General features: G+C 65.3%; 21 protein-coding genes. 11 read left to right on the forward strand and 10 right to left on the reverse strand.

Annotation, left to right across the window (positions count from 1 at the left end):
- Positions 1-12: 12 nt before the first annotated feature.
- Positions 13-441: a DoxX family protein gene (locus ACNJYB_RS03395; protein WP_439372698.1), complete on the reverse strand. Its 429-nt coding sequence runs from the start codon at positions 439-441 to the stop codon at positions 13-15.
- A gap of 103 nt (positions 442-544) precedes the next feature.
- On the opposite strand from ACNJYB_RS03395, the gene ACNJYB_RS03400 reads away from it, so the two are divergent.
- Positions 545-1,429, forward strand: a complete 885-nt coding sequence (locus tag ACNJYB_RS03400) for a LysR substrate-binding domain-containing protein (protein ID WP_439372699.1) — start codon at positions 545-547, stop codon at positions 1,427-1,429.
- A 6-nt stretch (positions 1,430-1,435) separates the two neighbouring features.
- Here ACNJYB_RS03400 and ACNJYB_RS03405 read toward each other — a convergent pair whose 3' ends face one another.
- Both ACNJYB_RS03405 and ACNJYB_RS03410 read right to left on the reverse strand, forming a co-directional pair.
- Positions 1,436-2,581, reverse strand: a complete 1,146-nt coding sequence (locus tag ACNJYB_RS03405; RefSeq protein WP_439372700.1) for an acyl-CoA dehydrogenase family protein — start codon at positions 2,579-2,581, stop codon at positions 1,436-1,438.
- Between the two features lie 135 nt (positions 2,582-2,716).
- The gene (locus ACNJYB_RS03410; protein ID WP_439372701.1) at positions 2,717-2,839 is read right to left on the reverse strand and encodes an SDR family oxidoreductase; all 123 of its coding nucleotides are present in this window, start codon (positions 2,837-2,839) and stop codon (positions 2,717-2,719) included.
- 423 nt (positions 2,840-3,262) lie between these two features.
- Between ACNJYB_RS03410 and ACNJYB_RS03415 the strand changes: the two genes are divergently transcribed.
- A complete protein-coding gene (locus ACNJYB_RS03415) occupies positions 3,263-3,940 on the forward strand; it encodes an alpha/beta hydrolase family protein (protein ID WP_439372702.1) in 678 nt (225 codons plus the stop codon).
- Between the two features lie 3 nt (positions 3,941-3,943).
- Here ACNJYB_RS03415 and ACNJYB_RS03420 read toward each other — a convergent pair whose 3' ends face one another.
- On the reverse strand, positions 3,944-4,918 hold the full coding sequence (locus ACNJYB_RS03420; RefSeq protein WP_439372703.1) for a ketopantoate reductase family protein: 975 nt from the start codon (positions 4,916-4,918) through the stop codon (positions 3,944-3,946).
- A gap of 151 nt (positions 4,919-5,069) precedes the next feature.
- Between ACNJYB_RS03420 and ACNJYB_RS03425 the strand changes: the two genes are divergently transcribed.
- The 5 genes from ACNJYB_RS03425 (at position 5,070) to ACNJYB_RS03445 (ending at position 10,363) form a co-directional block, all read left to right on the forward strand.
- Positions 5,070-5,879: an enoyl-CoA hydratase-related protein gene (locus ACNJYB_RS03425; RefSeq protein ID WP_439372704.1), complete on the forward strand. Its 810-nt coding sequence runs from the start codon at positions 5,070-5,072 to the stop codon at positions 5,877-5,879.
- A gap of 156 nt (positions 5,880-6,035) precedes the next feature.
- Positions 6,036-7,400: an FAD-dependent oxidoreductase gene (locus ACNJYB_RS03430; RefSeq protein WP_439372705.1), complete on the forward strand. Its 1,365-nt coding sequence runs from the start codon at positions 6,036-6,038 to the stop codon at positions 7,398-7,400.
- A gap of 33 nt (positions 7,401-7,433) precedes the next feature.
- Positions 7,434-8,438 carry an ABC transporter substrate-binding protein gene (locus ACNJYB_RS03435; protein WP_439372706.1) on the forward strand — a complete coding sequence of 335 codons (1,005 nt, stop codon included), beginning with the start codon at positions 7,434-7,436 and terminating at the stop codon, positions 8,436-8,438.
- A 334-nt stretch (positions 8,439-8,772) separates the two neighbouring features.
- The gene (locus ACNJYB_RS03440; protein WP_439372707.1) at positions 8,773-9,546 is read left to right on the forward strand and encodes an ABC transporter ATP-binding protein; all 774 of its coding nucleotides are present in this window, start codon (positions 8,773-8,775) and stop codon (positions 9,544-9,546) included.
- Positions 9,539-10,363 (forward strand): ABC transporter permease, encoded by an 825-nt coding sequence (locus ACNJYB_RS03445; RefSeq protein ID WP_439372708.1) that lies wholly within the window; start codon positions 9,539-9,541, stop codon positions 10,361-10,363. Before ACNJYB_RS03440 ends, ACNJYB_RS03445 begins: the two co-directional genes overlap by 8 nt.
- Positions 10,364-10,473: 110 nt before the next feature.
- Here ACNJYB_RS03445 and gtdA read toward each other — a convergent pair whose 3' ends face one another.
- Positions 10,474-11,514, reverse strand: coding sequence for a gentisate 1,2-dioxygenase (gtdA, locus tag ACNJYB_RS03450; RefSeq protein ID WP_439372709.1), 1,041 nt, complete (start codon positions 11,512-11,514; stop codon positions 10,474-10,476).
- Between the two features lie 109 nt (positions 11,515-11,623).
- Between gtdA and maiA the strand changes: the two genes are divergently transcribed.
- Both maiA and ACNJYB_RS03460 read left to right on the forward strand, forming a co-directional pair.
- A complete protein-coding gene (gene maiA / locus ACNJYB_RS03455; protein WP_439372710.1) occupies positions 11,624-12,256 on the forward strand; it encodes a maleylacetoacetate isomerase in 633 nt (210 codons plus the stop codon).
- Positions 12,246-12,758, forward strand: a complete 513-nt coding sequence (locus ACNJYB_RS03460; protein WP_439372711.1) for a MarR family winged helix-turn-helix transcriptional regulator — start codon at positions 12,246-12,248, stop codon at positions 12,756-12,758. Before maiA ends, ACNJYB_RS03460 begins: the two co-directional genes overlap by 11 nt.
- A 52-nt stretch (positions 12,759-12,810) precedes the next feature.
- Here ACNJYB_RS03460 and ACNJYB_RS03465 read toward each other — a convergent pair whose 3' ends face one another.
- From ACNJYB_RS03465 to ACNJYB_RS03485, 5 genes are all read right to left on the reverse strand, one after another.
- Positions 12,811-14,424 (reverse strand): benzoate-CoA ligase family protein, encoded by a 1,614-nt coding sequence (locus ACNJYB_RS03465; RefSeq protein WP_439372712.1) that lies wholly within the window; start codon positions 14,422-14,424, stop codon positions 12,811-12,813.
- On the reverse strand, positions 14,421-15,587 hold the full coding sequence (locus ACNJYB_RS03470; RefSeq protein WP_439372713.1) for an FAD-dependent monooxygenase: 1,167 nt from the start codon (positions 15,585-15,587) through the stop codon (positions 14,421-14,423). Before ACNJYB_RS03470 ends, ACNJYB_RS03465 begins: the two co-directional genes overlap by 4 nt.
- A 45-nt stretch (positions 15,588-15,632) precedes the next feature.
- Entirely contained in the window at positions 15,633-15,944 is a 312-nt protein-coding gene (locus tag ACNJYB_RS03475) for a hypothetical protein (protein WP_439375812.1), read from the reverse strand.
- Positions 15,945-16,008: 64 nt separating this feature from the next.
- The gene (locus ACNJYB_RS03480) at positions 16,009-16,839 is read right to left on the reverse strand and encodes a cysteine rich repeat-containing protein (protein WP_439372714.1); all 831 of its coding nucleotides are present in this window, start codon (positions 16,837-16,839) and stop codon (positions 16,009-16,011) included.
- A 144-nt stretch (positions 16,840-16,983) separates the two neighbouring features.
- Positions 16,984-17,991: an NADP-dependent oxidoreductase gene (locus tag ACNJYB_RS03485; RefSeq protein WP_439372715.1), complete on the reverse strand. Its 1,008-nt coding sequence runs from the start codon at positions 17,989-17,991 to the stop codon at positions 16,984-16,986.
- 211 nt (positions 17,992-18,202) lie between these two features.
- Between ACNJYB_RS03485 and ACNJYB_RS03490 the strand changes: the two genes are divergently transcribed.
- Both ACNJYB_RS03490 and ACNJYB_RS03495 read left to right on the forward strand, forming a co-directional pair.
- A complete protein-coding gene (locus ACNJYB_RS03490) occupies positions 18,203-19,498 on the forward strand; it encodes a dicarboxylate/amino acid:cation symporter (protein ID WP_439372716.1) in 1,296 nt (431 codons plus the stop codon).
- Between the two features lie 13 nt (positions 19,499-19,511).
- Positions 19,512-20,432, forward strand: a complete 921-nt coding sequence (locus ACNJYB_RS03495) for an amino acid ABC transporter substrate-binding protein (protein ID WP_439372717.1) — start codon at positions 19,512-19,514, stop codon at positions 20,430-20,432.
- The last annotated feature ends 168 nt before the right edge of the window (positions 20,433-20,600 follow it).

Raw genomic sequence — 20,600 nt, forward strand, 5'->3', positions numbered from 1 at the left:
CGCTCCTGCCGGTCAGAACTGGCGCGGCGCGATCGGAGCCTTGCTGTTGCGTCCCCACAGCACGAACAGGCTGAGCGCCAGCAGGACGACATTGAGCGGCGTTACCGCCGCCTCGCCACGCGAGAGGTGGAAGAAGAGCGCAATCACCTGCAGCACCGCGCAGCCGAGCGCGGCGAGCACCGTCAGCCGCGGCACGATCCGCGTCAGGGCCGGCAGCAGGATGCCGATCCCGCCGGCGAGATCGACCAGCGCGATGGAGCGGACGAACGTTTCGGAATACTGGCCGGCCCACGGCATCATCGCGGCCAGTTGGGGAATTGGCGTGGTCAGCTTGACGAACCCCGCCGAGATGAAGACGACGGCGAGGAGGACCTGGGCAGCCCAGAGGCCGATGCGAATGGCCCGGCCGGGAGCGGGCGTCTCGAAGGTGGTGGTGGACATGATGGTTCTCCAGAATGTGAGGGTTGCCATCATTTGATGATTTCTCCGTTTTTGATCATTATAGGTTCCGGGATAGGTTTCTTTCCTGGATGTTGATGATCTCATGGATTCCTTGGTCAGCATGAGGGTGTTTTGCCTCGTCGCCGAGCTGAAGAGCTTTGCAACCGCGGCGCAGCGCCTGCGCATCTCGCCCGCCATGGCGAGCAAGCACGTGATGCAGCTCGAGAAACGGCTGGGCACGCGGCTGCTCAACCGGCCCAGCCGGCGCGTCAGCCTGAGCGAGAGCGGCGCGATCTATTTCGAGCAGGCGCGGCAGATGTTGGATTCGCTCGACGAGGTCGAGGCCGCCGTCAGCCATGCGACCGTCGTCCCGCGCGGCACGCTGCGGCTGACCGCGCCGGTGTGGATGGCGAACACGATCTTCGTGAGCGTGCTCGCGGACTATCAGGCCCGATATCCGGAGGTGCGCCTCGACATCGATCTCAGCGGGCGCCTCGTCAATCTCGTCGAGGAGGGTTTTGATCTGGCTCTGCGCGCGACGGGCGCACCTGACGAGGCGCTGATCGCACGGCCCATCACCGGCGTTCCGTTCTACATGGTCGCCGCCCCCGCCTTCCTCAAACGCGCGGGCCGCCCGAAGACGCTCGCCGATCTTTCCGGCCAGGCCCTGTTGCACTACGCGCTTTATCCGGGGGAGAGCTTCTCCTTCGAGGGCGAAAAGGGTCCCGAGACCGTCAAGCTCAATCCCGTGCTGCGCAGCGGCAATGAGACGCTGTTGCACATGGCGGCGCTGGAAGGCATGGGCCTCGCCTTCCTGCCGAAATGGCTGGTCACTGCGGACATCGCCGCGGGACGTCTGGAACACGTCATGCCCGGGCACATCGTTTTCGTTGGAAAGCTGTTCGCGGTCTATCCGAGCCGCAAATATCTCTCCGCGAAGGTGCGGACCTTCATCGACTTCGTCGCCGCCGACAAGCGGATGAGGTAGCCGCCGCTACAACGACCGCGCGATCAGCAGCTTCATGATCTCGTTGGTGCCGCCATAGATCTTCTGGATGCGGGAATCGATGAAGATGCGGGAAATCGGGTATTCCTGCATGTAGCCGTAGCCGCCGAACAGCTGGAGGCACTCGTCGGCGGTCTGGACCTGCTTGTCCGAGCACCAGTATTTCGCCATCGATGCCGTCACGGTGTCGAGATCTTTCGCGACCAGGCGCTCGATGCACCAGTCGACGAACACGCGGGCGATCATCGCCTCGGTCTTGCGCTCGGCGAGCGTGAAGGCGGTGTTCTGGAAATCCAGCAGCGGCTTGCCGAACGCCTTCCGCTCCTTGGTGTACTCGGTGGTCAGCTTGACCGCGCGTTCCATCGAGGCGACGGCGCCGACCGCGAGCGCGAGGCGCTCCTGCGGCAATTGCTGCATCAGCTGGACAAAGCCCTGGCCCTCCTCCTTGCCGAGCAGGTTTTCCGGCGGCACGGTCACGTTGTCGAAGAACAGCTCCGACGTGTCGGAGGCGTGCAGGCCGATCTTGTCGAGGTTGCGCCCGCGCTTGTAGCCGTCCGCGCCCGTGGTCTCGACCACGATCAGCGAAATGCCCTTCGCGCCGGCTTCGCCCGTGCGCGCGACCACGATGACGAGATCGGCGGCCTGGCCGTTGGTGATGAACGTCTTCTGGCCGTTGATGACGTAGGAGTTGCCCTGCTTCTTCGCGGTGGTCTTGACGCTTTGCAGGTCCGAGCCGGTGCCGGGCTCGGTCATGGCGATGGCGCCGACCATCTCTCCGCTCGCCATCTTCGGCAGCCAGCGCTTCTTCTGCTCCTCCGAGCCGTAATTGAGGATGTAGTGCGCGACGATGGCGCTGTGCACCGAGACGCCCGTGGTCAGCTCCGGCACCGTGCTCTCGAGATCGTCCAGCACCGCGGCGTCATAGGCGAAGGTCGCGCCGAGGCCGCCATATTCCTCCGGCACGCTCGCCAGCAGCGCGCCCATCTCGCCGAGCCCACGCCAGGCGAACCGGTCGACCATCTTCTGCTCGCGCCATTTCTCGGCATGCGGCGCCAGGTCCCTGGCAAGATATTTCCGGAACTGGTCGCGGAAGACGTCGAGCTCTTCGGTCATCCAGGAGGAGCGGTAGGACATGGCGGCCTCGATCGTTGATGGCGATGTGCCCGCTCAGCCGTGCCACAAGGCCAGATGCGGGCGCAAGCCCGCCGCCTTGCTACGCCTGCCGAGGCTGCCGTGGATTGTGTCTTGAGGCTGCGCCTGGCCGATGCCCTATCCTGCCTGCGCGGTTTTGCCGCCGTCGCCGACGAACTGGCCGCCCGTCGTATAGGGATGATCGTCCGAGGCAAGCACGAGCGCGACCGCCGCGATCTCCTCCGCAGTCGCCCCCCGCAAGCAGGATGCGCGCGAAAAATTCCATGCTCAGGGCCTGGCCTATGTTGAATTCGCGCTGAAGCATCCCGGCCGCCCGTCAGATGATGTTTGCCAGCAAGCGCCTCGTCGCGGACGATCCGCGTCGCAAGCAGGCGAGCAGGGCGGCAGGCCGCGAGTTCGAGGTCATCATCGCCGAGCTTGTCGGAGGGACGCCCAGGCAGGCGAAGACCGCCGCCGCGGCCGCTTGGTGGTTCACGGCTTTGCCAAGCTTGCCCTCGAAGATAAATTCGGTTCAGTGAAGAGCGAAGTCGGCTCCTCAATCACGTGCTGACCTATCTTTGGCCGGCGAGCAGCGTACGCCGCTAGAGCGTTTTCCAGCGAAGTGGATACCTCGCGTGAAGACAACGCACAAAACAAAAGTCTGGATCGAGGATTGAACGCGTCATGATTGCCACGGCGACAGAGCTCAAGCTCGATATCGAACGCGTCGGCACGGTCTCCGCGATCCTGACGCAGCCGGCCCATTCGCGCGCCTGCTACGTCCTCGCGCACGGGGCCGGTGCGGACATGCGGCATGCCTTCATGGAGAAGGCCGCGGCGGGCTTGGCGGATCGCGGCATTGCGACGTTCCGTTTCAATTTCCCCTATATGGAGGCGAAGAAGGGACGTCCCGACCAGCCGGCTGTTGCGCACGCGACGATCCGCGCGGCGGTCGCGGAGGCAGCGCGGCTCTGCCCCGGCGTGAAGCTGATTGCCGGCGGTAAATCATTTGGCGGACGCATGACCTCGCAGGCGCAGTCCAAGGCGCCACTGCCTGGCGTCAAAGGGCTCGCCTTCCTCGGCTTTCCCCTGCATGCGGCCAAGAAGCCGTCGTCCGAGCGCGCCGAGCACCTCGCCGGCATTGCGATCCCCATGCTGTTCCTGCAAGGCACTCGCGATGAGCTTGCCGATCTGAGCTGCCTCAGGCCTGTCGTCGAGAAGCTCGGTGCGAAGGCAACGCTGCATGAGGTCGAGGGACGGGATCACTCGTTTGCGGTGCTGAAGAAGTCCGGTCGGACGAATGAAGAGGCGCTCAGGGAGGTGCTGGACGCGCTGGTAGCCTGGACCGACGCGATCACCTGAGGCTCAGGCGGAATAAAGCCCCTTGTCGCGCGCCTTCTGGATCGCCAGCGCTGCGATGAGGTCGAGTGTCGGCGTCCACAGGCCGGCGGTGCGCGCGAAGGCCGCCGGTGCCTTCACCAGCACGTCGATCTCCATGGCGCGGCCGAGCTCGTAATCCTGCAGCAGCGACGGCTTGTGGTTGGGGGCGGGGCCGCTGCGGGTGACGCGCTTGACCTCGGGGATGAAATGCTGGGCGATGTCGTTCGCCTCATTCAGCATACGCGGAATCACTTCCGCGAAAGCGGGGTCGTCGCGCACCCCGCGCGCGGTCTGGCCGGTGAGCAGGCAGAGCACCGACAGCGACATGTTGGTCAGCAGCTTTGACCAGATCGCCTCGCGGATCTCGGCCACCGGCGGCGATTCCAGCCGGGCGTCGTTGAGGACGTTGCGGAGCTTGGTGATCCGCTCGCAATTGCGGTCGTCGCATTCGCCGATCAAAAGGCGGTTGCGGTCGGGCGTGAGGTTCTGCACGACGCCGGGCGCGGTCACCTCGTTGGATGAGAAGATGACGCCGCCGATGATCCGCTCCTTCGGAATGCAGGCGCGCAGGCGACCGCCTGGATCGAGGAACGAAATGTCCGGCGGCGTCGGGTGCCGCGGCGGCAGGCCGATCGCGTACCACCAGGGAATGCCGTTCTGCGCGAACACGATGGCGGTGTCGTCTTGCAGCAGCGGCTTGATGCTGGAGACCAGACCGGTCAGCGCGGTCGCTTTCAGCGTGGAGATCACGACGTCCTGCGGGCCGAGCTGGGCCGGATCCCCCGATGCGTTCACCTTGGCGGAAACCTCGGACTCGCCGACCCGCAGCTTGAGGCCGTTCGCGCGTACCGCCTCGAGATGCGCGCCGCGCATCACGCATGAGACCTCATGGCCGGCGCGCGCCAGCCGTACCGCAATGTGGCTGCCGACGGCGCCCGCGCCGAAAATGCAGATGCGCATGTTGATCCCGTCCCTGATCCCGTGAGTGCCGCTCGCGCCAGCATGACACAAGCCGCCATGCGGTGGACGCGGCCGCCCTACGCCGGAAAGATATGGATCAAGGCGCGCGGCCTCGGCCATAGTGCGCGGCAAACAACCGGAGGGATCGCCGATGACTGCCAACCCTGTGCTGTGGAGCCTCGATGAACGCGGGGTTGCGACCGTCACGTTGAACCGGCCGGAGGTGAACAACGCCTATGACGGCGCGCTGATATCAGGCGTGCTGGCGGCCATGGACGACCTTTCCAAGAAGCCGGCCCTGCGGCTCGTCGTTCTCAGGGGCAACGGCAAGCATTTCCAGGCCGGCGCCGACCTCAAATGGATCAACGGCGTGCGGCCGCAATCGGCCGAGGCCAACGAGGCGGCCTCGCGCGCGACCTTTGAGGCCGTGCAGCGCCTCAACACCATGCCGATCCCGACGGTCGCCCTGGTGCAGGGCGGCTGCTTCGGTGGCGGCACCGGCGTGATCGCGGCCTGCGACGTCGTGATCGCCGCGGACAATGCCCTGTTCTCCATTACCGAGGTGCGCTGGGGCCTGACCGCCGCGATCATCATTCCGCAGCTCTGCGACGCCATTGGCGTCCGGCAAGTCCGGCGCTACGCGCTCACCGGCGAACGCTTCGGTGCCGAGGATGCCCGCCGCATCGGCCTCGTCCACGACGTGGTGCCGCTCGCCGATCTCGAAGCCGCAGGAGCCAAGGTGGTCGAGCAGCTGCTCGCCAACGGGCCGGAGGCGATGGCCGAGACCAAGAAGCTCGCGCTGGAGAGCTCGTTCGGCGGCATGGCGGTGGACGACGCCGCCTACAAGCGGCTCGTGCAGCTGCACTCGCTCAAGCGCCAGAGCACGGAAGCCGCGGAAGGGCTGGCCTCGTTCGCGGAGAAACGGGCGGCGAATTGGGGCGCGGCAAGAGCTGAGGGTTAGCGCTCAGCAGCCGCGGCAGATGTTGTTGATGCTGCGATGGACGGCATCGTCGTCCTGTCGCATCTGGCGCATCGATTCGAGCGTCTTGCTCTCGTCGGTAACGGGTGCCGGCTTGCGCTTTGCTCGCAAGCAAGGAATTTTGGGAAGGGACGTGCCATGCGGGCCACGACGATCGAAGAACCGGCACGGAAGGTGCCGCTCTATGGCGAATATGAAGTCGTCGTGCTCGGCGGCGGTCCGGCTGGCATTGTCGCGGCAGCCTCAGCCGCGCGCGCCGGGAGGAAGACGCTGCTGATCGAGCGCTACGGCTTCCTCGGCGGCATGGGCACCGCCGCCGGCGTCACCAATTTCTGCGGCCTGCACGGCAATGTCTACGGCAAGGCGCACCGGCTGGTGCAGGGCATGGCGTCCGATCTGCTGGCACGGATCGATCGTCTGAACGGCCTCAACACGCCGCACCTGATCCTCGGCAAGGTCTTCGCTCAGGCCTACGACACCGCGGCCTACAAGATCGCGGCCGATCAACTGCTCGCGAGCCACAAGGTGCACATCCTCTTCCATGCGCTCGGCGCCGGCGTGGTGATGGGTGATAACAGCCGCATCGACGCACTGCTGGTCGAGACCAAGGCCGGTCGGCAGGCGGTGCGCGCGGAGATCTTCATCGATTGCTCCGGCGACGGCGATCTCGCCGTGTGGGCCGGTGCGCCGTTCGAAATCGGCGACGAGAACGGCCATCCGCTCTATCCCTCGATGATGCTGCGTCTCAACGGCATCGATCCGGAGAAAGCGGGCGAGGCCTGGCGCACCATCCCGCAATTGATGGAAAAGGCGCTCGCGGCCGGCACGCACACATTTCCGCGCAAGAGCGCGATCGTGCGGCCGCAAAAGTCCGGCATCGAGTGGCGGGTGAACTTTACGCAAGTGGCGCGCGAGGATGGCCACGCCATCAATGGCGTCGACCCCGACGATCTCACCCGCGGCGAGATCGAGGGCCGCAAGCAGGCGCTCGCGGCGTTCGAATTCCTGCGCACGGTGCCCGGGTTCGAGAAGTCCTACATCGTCGACCTGCCGCCGCAGCTCGGCATCCGCGAAACCCGCCGCATCAAAGGCGGCTACCAGCTCAGCGGCGAGGACGTGCTCGGCTGCGCCTCGTTCGAGGACTCGGTCGGCGTCAACGGCTGGCCGATCGAGGCCCATGTTCCCGGCGATGTCGTCTTCACTTTCCCGCCGATCCCGGAATCCCGGGGCTACAACGAGCTGCCCTACCGGATGCTGGTGCCCGAGGGCGTCGACAACCTCCTGGTCGCTGGCCGCTGCGCCTCGATGACCCATGAGGGCCAGTCGGCGGCACGGGTCTCCGGTGCCTGTTTTGTGATGGGCGAGGCAGCCGGTTCCGCTGCCGCATTGGCGCTCTCCGGAAACCGGCTTCCACGCGAAATCCCCATTGAAAAATTGCAGGAAACGTTGAAACAACAGGGCGCCTTCATCGGGCGGGATCAGCCCGTGCCGGAAGGTCTGTGACGGTCTGCTGAAGAAGACGACGGAGAAAACGGGATGATCGGAATTGCAAGGCTCGCAGCTGCTGGCCTGTTGGCGATCATGGCGATGGGCTCGGCGCGGGCCGAGGACGCGCTGAAGGTCAAGGTGGGCGTGCTTCGCCTGTCGTCCTCCGCGCCCGTCTTCATCGCGCAGGACAAGGGCTATTTTCACGAGGCCGGTCTCGACGTCGAGCTGAAGTTCTTCGATGCGGCGCAGCCGATCGCGGTCGCGACCACCTCGGGCGACGTCGATTTCGGCGTCACCGCCTTCACCGCCGGTCTCTACAATCTCGCCGGCAAGGGCACGCTGAAGGTGATCGGCGGCATGAGCCGCGAGAAAGCAGGCTATCCCCTGATCGGCTATTTCGCCAGCAACAACGCCTATGCGGCCGGCCTGAAGACGCCAAAGGATCTCGCGGGAAAGCGCGTGGCGATGACGCAGGTCGGATCGAGCTTTCACTATTCGCTCGGCCTGCTCGCCGACAAATACGGCTTTAAGCTTGCTGACGTGAAGATCGTGCCGCTGCAATCGCTGTCGAATGCAGCCGCCGCGCTGAAGGGCGAGACCGTCGATGCGGCGTTACTGCCCATCTCCACCGCGCGAAAACTGATGGACGAGGGCGGCGCGAAGTTTCTGGGCTGGGTCGGCGACGAAACGCCCTGGCAACTGGGCGCGGTGTTCGCCTCGCCGAAGACGCTGACCAACAAGGTGCTGGTGACGAAATTCCTCGGCGTGCTCGCAAAGGCCGACCGCGAGTATCACGACGTGATCCTGGCTTCGATGAAGGACGGCATCGCGCCGATCAACGAGCAGACAAAGCCGCTACTGGAAATCATCGCAAAATACACCAATCTGCCGGTCGAGCAGGTGGTCGGCAATTGCGCCTATATCGATCCCGACGGCAAGCTCGACGTCAAGAACGTCGACAACCAGATCAAATGGCTGCAGGAGCAGGGTTTTGCCGACAAGGGCTTTGACGCCGATGCGATCATCGCCAGCGATTATGTCAAGGCGGATTGATGCTGAGGATGCTGTCTCTCGCGACGGGCGATCTGCCACCCTCCCCTGGAGGGCACGGCAATCGCATATGGCGCGCACGAGGTGGCGGCATCGGCGGTAGGCTCCCTCTCCCGCTTGCGGGGGAGGGCTGGGGTGGGGGTGTCTCCGCGGCGGGATTGCCCAGGGTTCCGGACGATATCCCAGCGGGGAGAGAGCCCTCACCCGCCGCGTTCTGCGAGCGCGTCGGCCTCTCCCGCAAGCGGGAGAGGCGGAGCAAGCCCGCGGACGATCCCGGTGAAATCCATATGCGATCGTCCTGCCCTCCGGGGAAGGGTGAAGGACGCGGGCACCGCGCATGGACCTGATCGCCAGCCACATCACCCATCGCTTTGGCGATCTCGCCGTGCTCGACGACGTCTCCTTCACCGTCGGCGCGGGCGAGGTGGTGGCGATCGTGGGGCCCTCGGGTTGCGGCAAGAGCACGCTGCTGTCCATACTGGGTGGCTTGTTGCAGCCGACGTCGGGCGCGCCCGAGCTGCGCGGGGCGCCGCCGGCGGACAGTCTCAACCCGCTCACCTTCGTGTTCCAGGATTTTGCGCTGCTGCCCTGGGCGACGGTGGAGGAGAACGTCGAATTCCCGCTGCTGCACACCCAGCTTTCGGCCGCGCAGCGCCGCGCGCTGGTCGAGGACGCCTTGCGTCGTACCGGGCTGACCGATTTTCGCCAGACCTACCCAAAACAGCTCTCCGGCGGCATGCGCCAGCGCGTCGGCATTTCGCGCGCGCTGGCTGCGAAGCCTGCGATCCTGCTGATGGACGAGCCGCTCTCGGCGCTGGATTCGCAGACACGCGAGCTCCTGATGGAGGATTTCGTTCGCCTGCTCGCCGATGGCGGCATGGGCGCGGTCTACGTCACCCACAACCTCGAAGAGGCTGCGCGGCTTGCCGACCGCATCGTGGTGCTGTCGCGGCGGCCGGGGCGTATCCGCGAGGTCGTCACCGTGCCGACGACGCGCGCGGCGCGCGATGAAGCCGCCGCGCGCGAAAAGCTGCTCGCGCTGCAGAACCAGATCTGGTCGCTGATCCGCAACGAGGCGATCGATGCCGAGCGCGAGGTCCAGCATGCTTGATCGCGCCGCGAGCGATGTGGCTCCGAAGGACGAGGTAACCCGGCGCGTCCGCTTCCGCGGCGCCGGGTTCGTGCCCGCCTCGAGCCGTTTCGGCGGCTGGATCGCGCTCGCCCTCGTCATCGCGATCTGGCAGGCCGCCGGAAGCACCGGCCTCGTCAATCCGCTGTTCCTGCCGGCGCCGTCGGCGATCGCGCGCGCGATCTACCGGCTCGCGGTGTCGGGCGCGCTGTGGCAGCATCTGTCCGCTTCGCTCTTGCGCATCGGCGTCGGCTGGCTGCTCGGCACCGTGGCCGGGGTCGCCGTCGGCTTCGCCATCGGCCTGTCGCGGCTGGCGCGCAGCGTCGGCATCACCTTCATCTCGGCGCTGTTCCCGATCCCGAAGATCGCGCTGCTGCCGCTGCTCATCCTCTGGCTCGGCATCGGCGAAGAGCCGAAGATCGCGACCATTGCCTTGGGCGTGTTCTTCTCGACTGCGATCTCGGTCTATAGCGGTGTCGATGCGGTGCCGCGCAACCTGATCCGCATGGCGCAGAGCTTCAACGTTCCCTTCGCCACCATCGTGCGCAAGGTGATCTGGCCGGGCGCGCTGCCCGCCATCCTCGCCGGCTTCCGCATCACCGCTTCCGTCGCGCTTTTGCTCGTCGTCAGCGCCGAGATGATCGGCGCGCAATACGGCATCGGCGCCTTCGTGCTCCAGGCCGGCAATCTGATGCAGACCGATCAGCTGCTCGCGGGCGTGGTGATCCTGTCGGTGTTCGGCCTCGCGGTGGGGAGGGTGATCGGCTGGCTGGAGACGCGGTTGCTGCACTGGCGGTGAAGCATACTCCCGTCATTGCGAGCGCGGCGAAGCAATCCAGAATCCCTCCGCGGTGACAGTCTGGATTGCTTCGCTGCGCTGGCAACGACGATGTGGCCGGCACGTCGGCTTCACGCGTTCCCGCGATCCTCCCGGAACAGATCCAGCTTCTGCTGCACCGGCCGATCCGAGAAGCTGAAAAGCACGGCGTCCTCGTCCGCCTCGTGCGTCACCCAGTGCCAGCTCGGCACCACGAACAGATCGCGCGGGGCCCATTCGAACACCGCGTCGCCGATGCGGCTGCGGCCGCGGCCCTCGATCGGGCAGAACACGGTGGCATCGGTCGAACGATAGCGCGCGGTCTTGAAACCCTTCGGCAGCAGCTGGATGAAGGTGCCGATGGTCGGCATGGCGAAATCGCCGGTCTCGGGGTTGCTGAATTTCAGCTTCAGCCCGTGACAGGCGTCCCACTCCTGGCGCGTCCTGGCCTTCTCCAGCGCCTCGCGGGTGTAGACATAGGGATAGCTGAAGATCGGCGAGGTCTTCGAGCTTCGCTTCACGTCCACCGGCAGCAGATTATGGCCGTAGCGGGCGAAGCTGTCGCCGGCAGGCTTGGTGATCTTCTGCTGGTCTTCCTTCGAGCCTTCCGCGAAGGAGCAGTCGAAGAACTGCACCAGCGGGATATCGAGCCCGTCGAGCCAGAACATCGGCTCATCGGTCTCGTTGGAATGATCGTGCCAGGTCATCGACGGTGTGATGATGAAATCGCCGGGCTCCATCGCGGTGCGCTCGCCGTCCACCGCGGTGTGGGCGCCCTTGCCTTCGAGCACGAAGCGCAGCGCCGACTGGCTGTGGCGATGGGCGGGCGCGACGTCGCCAGGCACCACCATCTGCACGCCGGCATAGAGCGAGGTCGTGATCTTGGACTGGCCGCGCAGGCCCGGGTTCTCAAGCACAAGCACGCGCCGCTCGGCTTCCTTGGCGGTGATGAGCTTGCCGGCCTCGGTCATGTAATCGCGGATGACGTCGAACTTCCAGAGATGCGGCCGGCAGGGGCTCCTCGGCTCCGGCGTGATCAAATCGCTCATCACCGTCCATAGCGCGGTGAGATTTTCGCCGTCGATCTTCCTGTAAAACGCCTCGCGTTCCGGCGTCTTGGTCACGGCTTCCATGGCGCGGCTCCCGTCGTCGTTCTCGCTGAGATTGACAGCATACTGACAATCTTTGTAGCGTCAATGGCGGCTTCGGCTGCTAAGCAACGAGAAAACCGGGAGGGTTCCGATGAAGCTGCACGGCTATTTCCGCTCCAGCGCCGCCTATCGCGTGCGGATCGCGCTGAACCTCAAGGGCCTCGGCGCCGAGCACTTGCCGCATCATTTGCGCAAGGGCGAGCAATGCGCGCCCGCTTATCTTGCCATCAATCCGCAGGGCCTGGTGCCGGCGCTGGAGGACGATGCGGGTGCGGTGCTGACCCAATCGGTCGCCATCATCGAATGGCTCGATGAGACCCATCCGAATCCGCCGCTGTTGCCCAAGGAGCCGCTGCGCCGCGCCAAGGTACGCGCGTTCGCGCTGGCGATCGCCTGCGACACCCATCCGGTGCAGAATTTGAAGGTGCTGGCGCGGCTGCGTGAGCTCGGCCTGCCCGAGGACAAGGTGCAGGACTGGGCCGCCTGGGTCAATCGCGAGGGCCTGTCGGCCTGCGAGACGCTGATCAAGGGCGAGAAGGGCCCGTTCTGCTTCGGCGATGCGCCGACGCTCGCCGATCTCTGCCTGGTGCCGCAGCTTGCCAATGCGCGCCGCTTCGGCGTCGATGTCTCGGCCTATCCGCGCCTGCTGAAGGCCGAGGCCGCCGCCAAGGCGCTGCCCGTCTTCGCCAATGCCGCGCCGGAGAAGCAGCCCGATGCCGAGTAAGCCTTCTGCTCCGATCACGATCGACGCGGTCTATGCCGCGCCGGGCTATCTGTTCCGACGCATGCAGCAGATCGCGGTGTCGATCTTCATGGAGGAGTGCAAGGCGTTCGATCTCACGCCGGTGCAATATGCCGCGCTGATCGCGATCCACACCCATCCCGGTATCGACGCGACGCGACTGTCGGCGGTGATCGCTTTCGACCGCTCCACGCTCGGCAGCGTGATCGAGCGGCTGCAGGCCAAGGACTATATCGAGCGCAAGCCCGCGCCCGAGGACAAGCGGATCAAGCTGCTCTATCTGACGAAATCAGGCGCCGCGATCCTGCGCGAGATCATCCCCGCCGTCGAGCGCGCCCAGGCGCGCATGCTGGAGCCGCTGAAGCCGGCGGACCGCAAGACGCTGATGGCGCTGATGACGCAGCTCGTCGACCTCAACAACGAGGCCTCGCGCGTGCCGCTGCGGGCGGAGGACGCGCTGGAGCATCTGGGCAAGGGCGGGTGAGGGATGTGAGGCTGCGCCGGGACGACACTGCGTGTGTGGCGGCACTACCGCTTCACATCCGCAACAACGCCTGCCGGTCGATCTTCCCCGTCCCCGTCTTCGGCAACTCGTCGATGAAGATCACCTCGCGCGGATATTTGTAGGGCAGCAGCTTGCCCTTCACGTAATCCTGCAGCTTCCGCGCAGCCTCGCTCTGGTCCACCGCGCGGTTGTTCATCACCACCACCGCCTTCAGCGTCATCCGGCGATCCGGCAGCTCGGCTGCGAACACCGCGCATTCGCGGATGTCGGGGTGGTCGGCGAGGCAGAGCTCGACCTCGAGCGGGTAGACCCACTGGCCGGAGATCTTGATGAGATCATCGGCGCGACCGCGGAAGAAGTGGAAGCCGTCGGCATCGCGGATGAAGCGGTCGCCGGTATAGATCCAGCCGCCCTCGCGGATCGTCTCCGCGGATTTGTCCGGCCGGTTCCAGTACAGCGGCGTGTTGGAATCGCCGCGCACCCACAAAATGCCCTCCTCGTTGTCGCCGACGTCGCGCCCGTCCTTGTCGCGCAGCGCGACCTCGTAGCCGGGTACGCGCAAGCCCGCGGCCCCGAGCTTCTTCTGCTCGGGGCGGTTGGAGAGATAGATGTGCAGCACCTCGGTCGAGCCGAGACCTTCGACGATCTCGAGCCCCGTGAGCGTCTTCCAGCCGTTGAAGACCTCTGCCGAGAGCACTTCCGCGGCGGAGAGCGCCATGCGCAGCGACGAGAAATTCGTCTTCTCTGCCCCCTCGGCCTTGGTCAGTGAGGTATAGAGCGTCGGCAGGCCGAAGAAGACCGTCGGCCTGTACTGCTCGATCGCCGCGAAGATCGCCGCCGGTTTCGGCTGGCCCGGCAGCAGCAGCGTCGCCGCGCCCGCCGAGAACGGGAAGGTGACGGAATTGCCAAAACCGTAGGCGAAGAAGATCTTTGGCACCGAGAAGCAGATGTCGTCGGACGTCAGCTTCAGCACATTCTGCGCGAAGGCGAGCTCGCTATAGGCCATGTCGTGCTGGAGATGCACGATGCCCTTGGGCCGGCCGGTGGAGCCGGAGGAATACATCCAGAACGCCATCTCGTTGCGATCGGTGGCAGCTTCGGCGAGCTCGGTCGGGAATTGCGCGAGCCAGCTCGCCGCCGCGATCGCGGCAGGCGAGGCATGCTCGCCGACCGCGCCATTGACGACGATCAGCGTCTGCAGCTTCGTGTCCTTGCACGCCTCGGCATTGAAGCGCGCGCAGAACTCGGCATCGGCGACCGCAACGGCAGCACCGGAATCGACGAGATAGAATTGCAGCAGGTCCGGTGGCGTCAGCGTGTTGATCAGCAGCGGCACGAAGCCGGGGCGCACCGCGCCGAAGAAGGCGGCGGGATAGGCCGTCGTGTCGTCGAGGAACAGCAGCACGCGGTCGCCGCGCGTCAGGCCGAGCGAGGCGAAGCCGTTGCCCCAGCGGCAGGCCTCCGCGCACAACTCGGCATAGGTCCGCGTGCCCGCCGGCCCGATCAACGCGAGCTTGTCGCTGCGGCCCTGTGCCAGATTGTCGAACAGCACGCGGCTGGCGTTATAGACTTGCGGAACGGCAAAGCCGATCTCGCGCGCGCCCGGGCTGTCGGCGGGCACCTGGTCCCGAATCTCGTTGCTCATGCCGTAACCTCGCCGGCCGCATCCCCGCCGTCGCCTGTGCCATTCTTGGCGGCCTCGTAGCGCGCCATGAAGACCGGCGACATATGGCGCAGGCGTGCATCGTCGATGCGCCCGGAGCGCGTGATGTAGCTGTAGGCGAAATCCATCAGGTCGAGCTGCATGTGCTGGGCGAAGTGCTCGTACCAGAAAGCGCTGGTGCGGGCCGCGTTGACCAGCTTCTGCACCACCGGCTTGCGCTCTGCCTGGTAGCGCTGCAGCGCGGTGGCCAGATGCGCATCGGATTCAAGCGCCTTGACCAGCGCGATCGCGTCCTCGATCGCAAGGCGCGTACCGGAGCCGATCGAGAAATGCGCCGAGTGCAGGGCGTCGCCGAGCAGCACCATGTTCTTGAACGACCAGTGCTCGTTCCAGACCCAGGGGAAATTGCGCCAGACCGATTTGTTGGAGACGAGGCAATGGCCGCCCAGCGTGTCGGCAAACACCTCCTCGCAGACGCCCTTGGATTGCTCGACGTCCTTGTAGGCGAAGCCATAGGCCTGCCAGGTCGCGTGGTCGCATTCGACCAGGAAGGTGCTCATCGTCGGCGAATAACGGTAGTGATGGGCGTTGAAGACGCCGCGATCGGTCTTCACGAAGGTCTGCGACAGCGTGTCGAATCGCTTCGACGTGCCGTACCAGACGAATTTGTTGGAGGAGTAGGACAGCGAGGTGCCGAAATCGCCCTCATAAGCGCGGCGCACCAGCGAGTTCAGCCCGTCGGCGGCAACGATCAGATCGTGGCCATTGAGCTGGTCGATCGCGTGAATCGGCGTGTCGAAACGCGGGGTGACGCCGGCACCGAGCGCGCGCTGCTGCAGGAACTTCAGGAGCTCGAGCCGCCCGATCGAGGAGAAGCCCACTCCGTCGATGGCGACGCTGTCGCCATGCAGGTTCAGCGTGATGTTCTCCCAGCTCTCCATATGCGGCGCGATCGCGTCGACCGTCTCGGGGTCGTCGGCGCGCAGGAACTCCAGGGCCTGATCGGAGAACACGACGCCAAAGCCCCAAGTCGCGTCGGCCGGGTTCTGTTCGAACAGGTCGACTTGATCCTCGGGGTGACGCTTCTTCCAGAGATAGGCGAAGTAGAGCCCGCCGGGCCCCCCGCCAATCACGGCGATCCGCAACGTCTGCCTCCCTAATTGACAGTATACTTACTATCTAGGGGTAGACTAATGTGCTCCGACGTCCGGCGCCAGAGGAATTATCGACAAGGCCGACACGCCGAAACTCGCTTTCGGACCCGCGCTTTGCGCGTGTCCAAAATCCTCGGGCACGAACCATAGCCAAACCGCGCCGCATTGGCCACCCGGGGTCAGACGCAGCGCTTCACGTAGACGCCGTTCACCCAGCACCCTGGTACAGCGGACCACCGGAACCGGCTTGCGGACGACGACGGCCGCGTTCGGCCCGGCGCAACCGGCGCGATAGACGCCGCGCGTGCACACCACCGCGTCGGCGTCGGTGGCCTCGAAGGTCCGCACGAAAATTCATTCGCGCGATGACTTCGTTATGGCCGCGCGCTTTGGCACGGCATCGTGCCTCGCCTCACCGGGCAGCGAACGGGGCGAGCACGTCCTTGCACGCCGGCGACAGCGAGGCGGCGTTGTTGGAGATGCACTGGATGATGCGGCCGCCGCCGGGCGCGAGGCCGGCGCACAGCGTACGGATGTCGGCGCCGCAGGCCGACCGGACGATGAACAATTCTTCGCGAGGCCGCAATGGGCGCAGCACGATGACGGCCGATGCCGCGGCGGGCGCTGCCGCTGCGGCCGGTGCGGCACCAGAAGTAGGCGCGGCCGCCGGGGCACCGCCGCCGAATGCCGCATTCACGGCCTTGGCGCAGCCCGCCGACACCTTCTCTTTGTTCTTCTCCAGACATTCGAGCGCGAGTGCGCCGCCCGGCGGCACGCCGGCGCAAACCTTGGGATAGTCGCCGCGGCAGGCGCTCTTGATCGCGGAGACCTGCGCGCTGCTCGGCTGCTTTGGTGCTGCCGCTTTCGGGGCGGCTGCCGCTGCCGGTTTGGCCGCGGGCTCGGCGGCGGGCGCAGCTTCCGCCTTTGCAGGCTCGGATTTGGCAGGCTCGGATTTGGCGGGCGCCGCTTCGGTCTTCGGCGCGGCCGCCGGCTCGACCGCGCGAACCGCGGACTGGCATCCCGATGACAGGCTGGACATGTTCTTGGCGAGGCATTGATACGCCTCGACGCCGCCGGGCGTCACGCTCGCGCAATGCGCGATGAAGTCCGAGCGGCATGCGGAGCGGATCGCACTCTTCTGGGCCTCGGTCGGCGCCTGCGCGACCGCGCCTGTTGCAGTTGCGAAGAGAGTTGCGGCAAGCAACGCGGTGCGCGTCGATGCAAGTTTCAACATGTTGAACATTTGAATGAATCCCTGCGGGTCGGTCCGCCGACAATCTTCAAAAGGTATGCAAACGCAATCGTCGCGAGTAATGCTTCGAGAGCCGCATCTTTGGCGTCTTTGGCCTCTACCGCAAGTAGATAGTGTCCGGGCGACCGTGGGTAACTATGTCGTAAGCTTCACCATGCGCTTGCCGCGGTTCTCGCCTGCGAGCAGTCCGATCAGCGCTTTCGGTGTGTTCTCGAGGCCATCGATGATGTCCTCCTGCACCTTCAGTTTGCTGGATTTCACCCAGGCCTGGAGATCGGCGAGCGCGCGCTGGCTGTCCTTCATGTAGTCCATCACGATGAAGCCCTGCATCACCAACCGCTTCACCACGATCAGCCCGGGCACGCCGCGCGGGCCGTGTGCGGCGGGCGCGCCATCATATTGCGAGATCGCGCCGCAGCAGGCGATGCGGCCGTAATTGTTCATTTGCGGCAGGCAGGCTTCCAGAATGTCGCCGCCGACATTGTCGAAATAGACGTCGATGCCCTTGGGCGCTGCCGCGCGAAGCGCCCTGAACACGGCGCCGTCCTTGTAGTCGACGGCGGCATCGAAGCCGAGCTCGGAGGTCAGCCAGTGGCACTTATCAGTGCCGCCGGCGATGCCGATGACACGGCACCCCTTGATCTTGGCGATCTGTCCGACGATCGAGCCGACCGATCCCGCGGCCGCCGAGACCACGACCGTCTCGCCCTCCTTGGGCTTGCCGACCTCCAGCAGGCCGAAATAGGCGGTGAGGCCGGCGATGCCGAACACGCTGAGCAGATGCGTCATCGGCTCGAGCTTCGGCATCCTGGTCAGATGCTTCGCCGGCACCGCGGCAAACTCCTGCCAGCCGGTGTCGCCGAACACGATGTCACCGGGTGCAAGCCCCTCGGCCTTTGAGCTGACGACCTCGGCGATGGCGCCGCCGGCCATCACGCTGTTGGCCTCGACGGCCGAACGATACGTCGCGCCGTGCATCCAGGCGCGGTTGGCCGCGTCGAGCGAGATGTATCGCACGCGCAGCAAAGCCTCGCCGTCCTTCGGCTCCGGCATCGCGCCGTCGATCATCTTGAAATGTTCGGGTCCGAGCTTGCCGCTGGGCTTTTCCACCAGCAGGATCTGGCGATTGGTGTTGCCGCTCATGGCGTTTTCCTCTTCATTCGCTTGACGATTATTGGTGCAGCCGTCGCAAAGAAAGCGTGCAGGCCGCATTCGTTGTGCGCTGCATGAAGGCTAGATCGTGAAGGGTCATTTCACAACGGGAACATCCGGCCAACGCGATCGCCCGCCAAGCGTGTTGCGTCATCCTCATATCTGCGACATCATGAAGCGGCCGGTGTAGTGGGGGTCTTCGATGTCGAACAGGTTTACGCAATACATCTTGGCCGCGATGGTGCTGGGCATCGTCATGGGGGCGGCGATCTTCAACTTCCTGCCCGACACCCGAGCCGAGTGGGCCTCCTCCATCAACCTGATCGCCATGATGTTCCTGCGCCTGATCAAGATGATCATCGCGCCGTTGGTGTTCGCGACCCTGGTCGGCGGCATCGCCCATATGGGAAGTGGTGCGCGGCTCGGGCGCATCTTCGCCAAGACCATGGGCTGGTTCGTCAGCGCCTCCTTCGTCTCGCTGCTGCTCGGCCTCGTCATGGTCAACCTGCTCCAGCCGGGCGCGAACTTCCCCGGCACGCTGCCGCAGGCGGGGCAATCGACCGGCTTGCCCGTCTCGGCCTTCTCGATCGAGAAATTCCTGACCCATCTGATCCCGACCTCGATCGCGGATGCGATGGCACAGAACGAGATCCTCCAGATCGTGATCTTCGCCGTGTTCTTCTCGGTGGCAATGGGCTCGATGCCCGAGCGGTCGAAGCCGATCCTGGCGATGATCGACGACGTCGCCCACATCATGCTCAAGGTGACGAGCTATGTGATGCTGTTCGCGCCGCTCGCGGTGTGGGCCGCCATCACCGCCACCGTCGCCAAGAACGGCCTCGGCGTGCTGTGGAAGCTCGTCGTCTTCATGGGCGGTTTCTATCTCGCGCTCGGGATCCTGTGGGTCATCCTGATGATCGTCGGCTTCATGGTGATCGGGCCGCGCTACAGCCACCTCTTGAAGCTGATCCGCGAGCCGCTGATGATCGCGTTCTCGACCGCGAGCTCGGAGGCGGCCTATCCGAAGACGCTGGAAGGCTTGACCAAGTTCGGCGCCTCGTCGCGGATCTCGAGCTTCGTGCTGCCGCTCGGCTACTCCTTCAACCTCGACGGCACGATGATGTACTGCACCTTCGCCAGCATCTTCATCGCACAGACCTACCACATCGAGATGTCGCTCGCGACGCAGCTGGCGATGCTCGCGACCCTGATGATCACCTCGAAGGGCGTCGCCGGCGTGCCGCGCGCCTCCCTCGTCGTGATCGCCTCGACGCTGTCGCAGTTCGGTATTCCCGAGGCGGGCCTGTTGATGATCATGGGCATCGACACCTTCCTCGACATGGGACGCAGCGCCACCAACGTGATCGGCAACTCGCTGGCGACCGCGGTGGTCGCGAAATGGGAAGGCGAGCTCGGGCCGGAGCACGAGCTCGGACCGGGCGAGGTGGCGACCCCGGACATGGTGCCTGGCGAATTGCCTGCGATGGCCGGCCATTGACGGAGGGTGCATCATGCGCCGCTCATTGGCGATATCGGGCAGCCTGTTGCTGGCAGCGTGTCTGCTGGCGACCGGGGCCTTGGCGCAAACCGGCGGCAGCGAAGGGCTTAGCCCGACGCTGTCGGCGATCAAGAAGGCGCATACCGTGCGGCTGGGCTATCGCGAGAGCTCGCCGCCGTTCTCCTTCCTCGACCAGTCGGGTCGTCCGATCGGCTACAGCCTCGAATTGTGCGAGGCCATCGTCGAGGAAATCGGCGTCGAGGTCGACGATCCCAATCTCAGAATCGACTACGTCAAGGTCACCTCGGACGACCGCATCGACGCCGTGCTCCAGAGCAAGATCGACCTGGAATGCGGCTCGACCACGGCAAATGCCGAGCGTGGCAAGCGCGTCGCCTTCTCGCCGCTGATGTTCGTCGCCGGCACCAAGCTGATGGTGCCGAAGGCGTCGAACGTCCAGTCGCTGACCGATCTTAAGGGCAAGACCATCGTGGTGACGAAAGGCACCACCAACGAGCAGGCGATCCAGGCGGCCGACAAGAAGTTCTCGCTCGGCCTCAACATCGTCACCTCGCCGGACCACGAGCAGTCCTACCAGACGCTCGTCGACGGCAAGGCCGATGCGTTCGCGACCGACGACATCCTGCTGTTCGGCCTGATTGCGCGCCACAAGGCGCAGGACAAGTTCCGCGTCACCGGCGACTATCTGTCGTACGATCCCTACGGCATCATGTTCAAGAAAGGGGAGCCGCAGCTCTCCGCGGTGGTCGAGCGCGCCTTCCGCAAGCTGGGCTCCAACCGCGACCTCGTCCCGCTCTACAACAAATGGTTCGTGTCGCGGCTACCGACCGGCGAGCGGCTCAACGTGCCGATCTCGCTGCAGCTGGAGGAAGCCTTCAAGGCCATGGACGATTCCGCCAGCGCGAATAATTAGCGCTTACCTCCCTTCTCCCCGTGTGGGAGAAGGTGGCGCGAAGCGCCGGATGAGGGGTCTCTATCCACGCGTTAAACCTACGTTGAGGAGAGAGACCCCTCACCCGTCTCACCGCTACGTGGTGAGCCACCCTCTCCCACAAGGGGAGAGGGTGCAGCGCGTTTGCGG

Origin of the sequence: Bradyrhizobium sp. SMVTL-02 (assembly GCF_051853005.1) — a bacterium.
GTDB lineage: Bacteria > Pseudomonadota > Alphaproteobacteria > Rhizobiales > Xanthobacteraceae > Bradyrhizobium.

Bases quoted from the DNA above. Each gene is read 5' to 3' on its own strand.
- ACNJYB_RS03395 (WP_439372698.1), bottom strand. From the start codon at position 441: ATGTCCACCACCACCTTCGAGACGCCCGCTCCCGGCCGGGCCATTCGC.
- ACNJYB_RS03400 (WP_439372699.1), top strand. From the start codon at position 545: ATGGATTCCTTGGTCAGCATGAGGGTGTTTTGCCTCGTCGCCGAGCTG.
- ACNJYB_RS03405 (WP_439372700.1), bottom strand. From the start codon at position 2,581: ATGTCCTACCGCTCCTCCTGGATGACCGAAGAGCTCGACGTCTTCCGC.
- ACNJYB_RS03415 (WP_439372702.1), top strand. From the start codon at position 3,263: ATGATTGCCACGGCGACAGAGCTCAAGCTCGATATCGAACGCGTCGGC.
- ACNJYB_RS03420 (WP_439372703.1), bottom strand. From the start codon at position 4,918: ATGCGCATCTGCATTTTCGGCGCGGGCGCCGTCGGCAGCCACATTGCG.
- ACNJYB_RS03425 (WP_439372704.1), top strand. From the start codon at position 5,070: ATGACTGCCAACCCTGTGCTGTGGAGCCTCGATGAACGCGGGGTTGCG.
- ACNJYB_RS03430 (WP_439372705.1), top strand. From the start codon at position 6,036: ATGCGGGCCACGACGATCGAAGAACCGGCACGGAAGGTGCCGCTCTAT.
- ACNJYB_RS03435 (WP_439372706.1), top strand. From the start codon at position 7,434: ATGATCGGAATTGCAAGGCTCGCAGCTGCTGGCCTGTTGGCGATCATG.
- ACNJYB_RS03440 (WP_439372707.1), top strand. From the start codon at position 8,773: ATGGACCTGATCGCCAGCCACATCACCCATCGCTTTGGCGATCTCGCC.
- ACNJYB_RS03445 (WP_439372708.1), top strand. From the start codon at position 9,539: ATGCTTGATCGCGCCGCGAGCGATGTGGCTCCGAAGGACGAGGTAACC.
- gtdA (WP_439372709.1), bottom strand. From the start codon at position 11,514: ATGGAAGCCGTGACCAAGACGCCGGAACGCGAGGCGTTTTACAGGAAG.
- maiA (WP_439372710.1), top strand. From the start codon at position 11,624: ATGAAGCTGCACGGCTATTTCCGCTCCAGCGCCGCCTATCGCGTGCGG.
- ACNJYB_RS03460 (WP_439372711.1), top strand. From the start codon at position 12,246: ATGCCGAGTAAGCCTTCTGCTCCGATCACGATCGACGCGGTCTATGCC.
- ACNJYB_RS03465 (WP_439372712.1), bottom strand. From the start codon at position 14,424: ATGAGCAACGAGATTCGGGACCAGGTGCCCGCCGACAGCCCGGGCGCG.
- ACNJYB_RS03480 (WP_439372714.1), bottom strand. From the start codon at position 16,839: ATGTTCAACATGTTGAAACTTGCATCGACGCGCACCGCGTTGCTTGCC.
- ACNJYB_RS03485 (WP_439372715.1), bottom strand. From the start codon at position 17,991: ATGAGCGGCAACACCAATCGCCAGATCCTGCTGGTGGAAAAGCCCAGC.
- ACNJYB_RS03490 (WP_439372716.1), top strand. From the start codon at position 18,203: ATGTCGAACAGGTTTACGCAATACATCTTGGCCGCGATGGTGCTGGGC.
- ACNJYB_RS03495 (WP_439372717.1), top strand. From the start codon at position 19,512: ATGCGCCGCTCATTGGCGATATCGGGCAGCCTGTTGCTGGCAGCGTGT.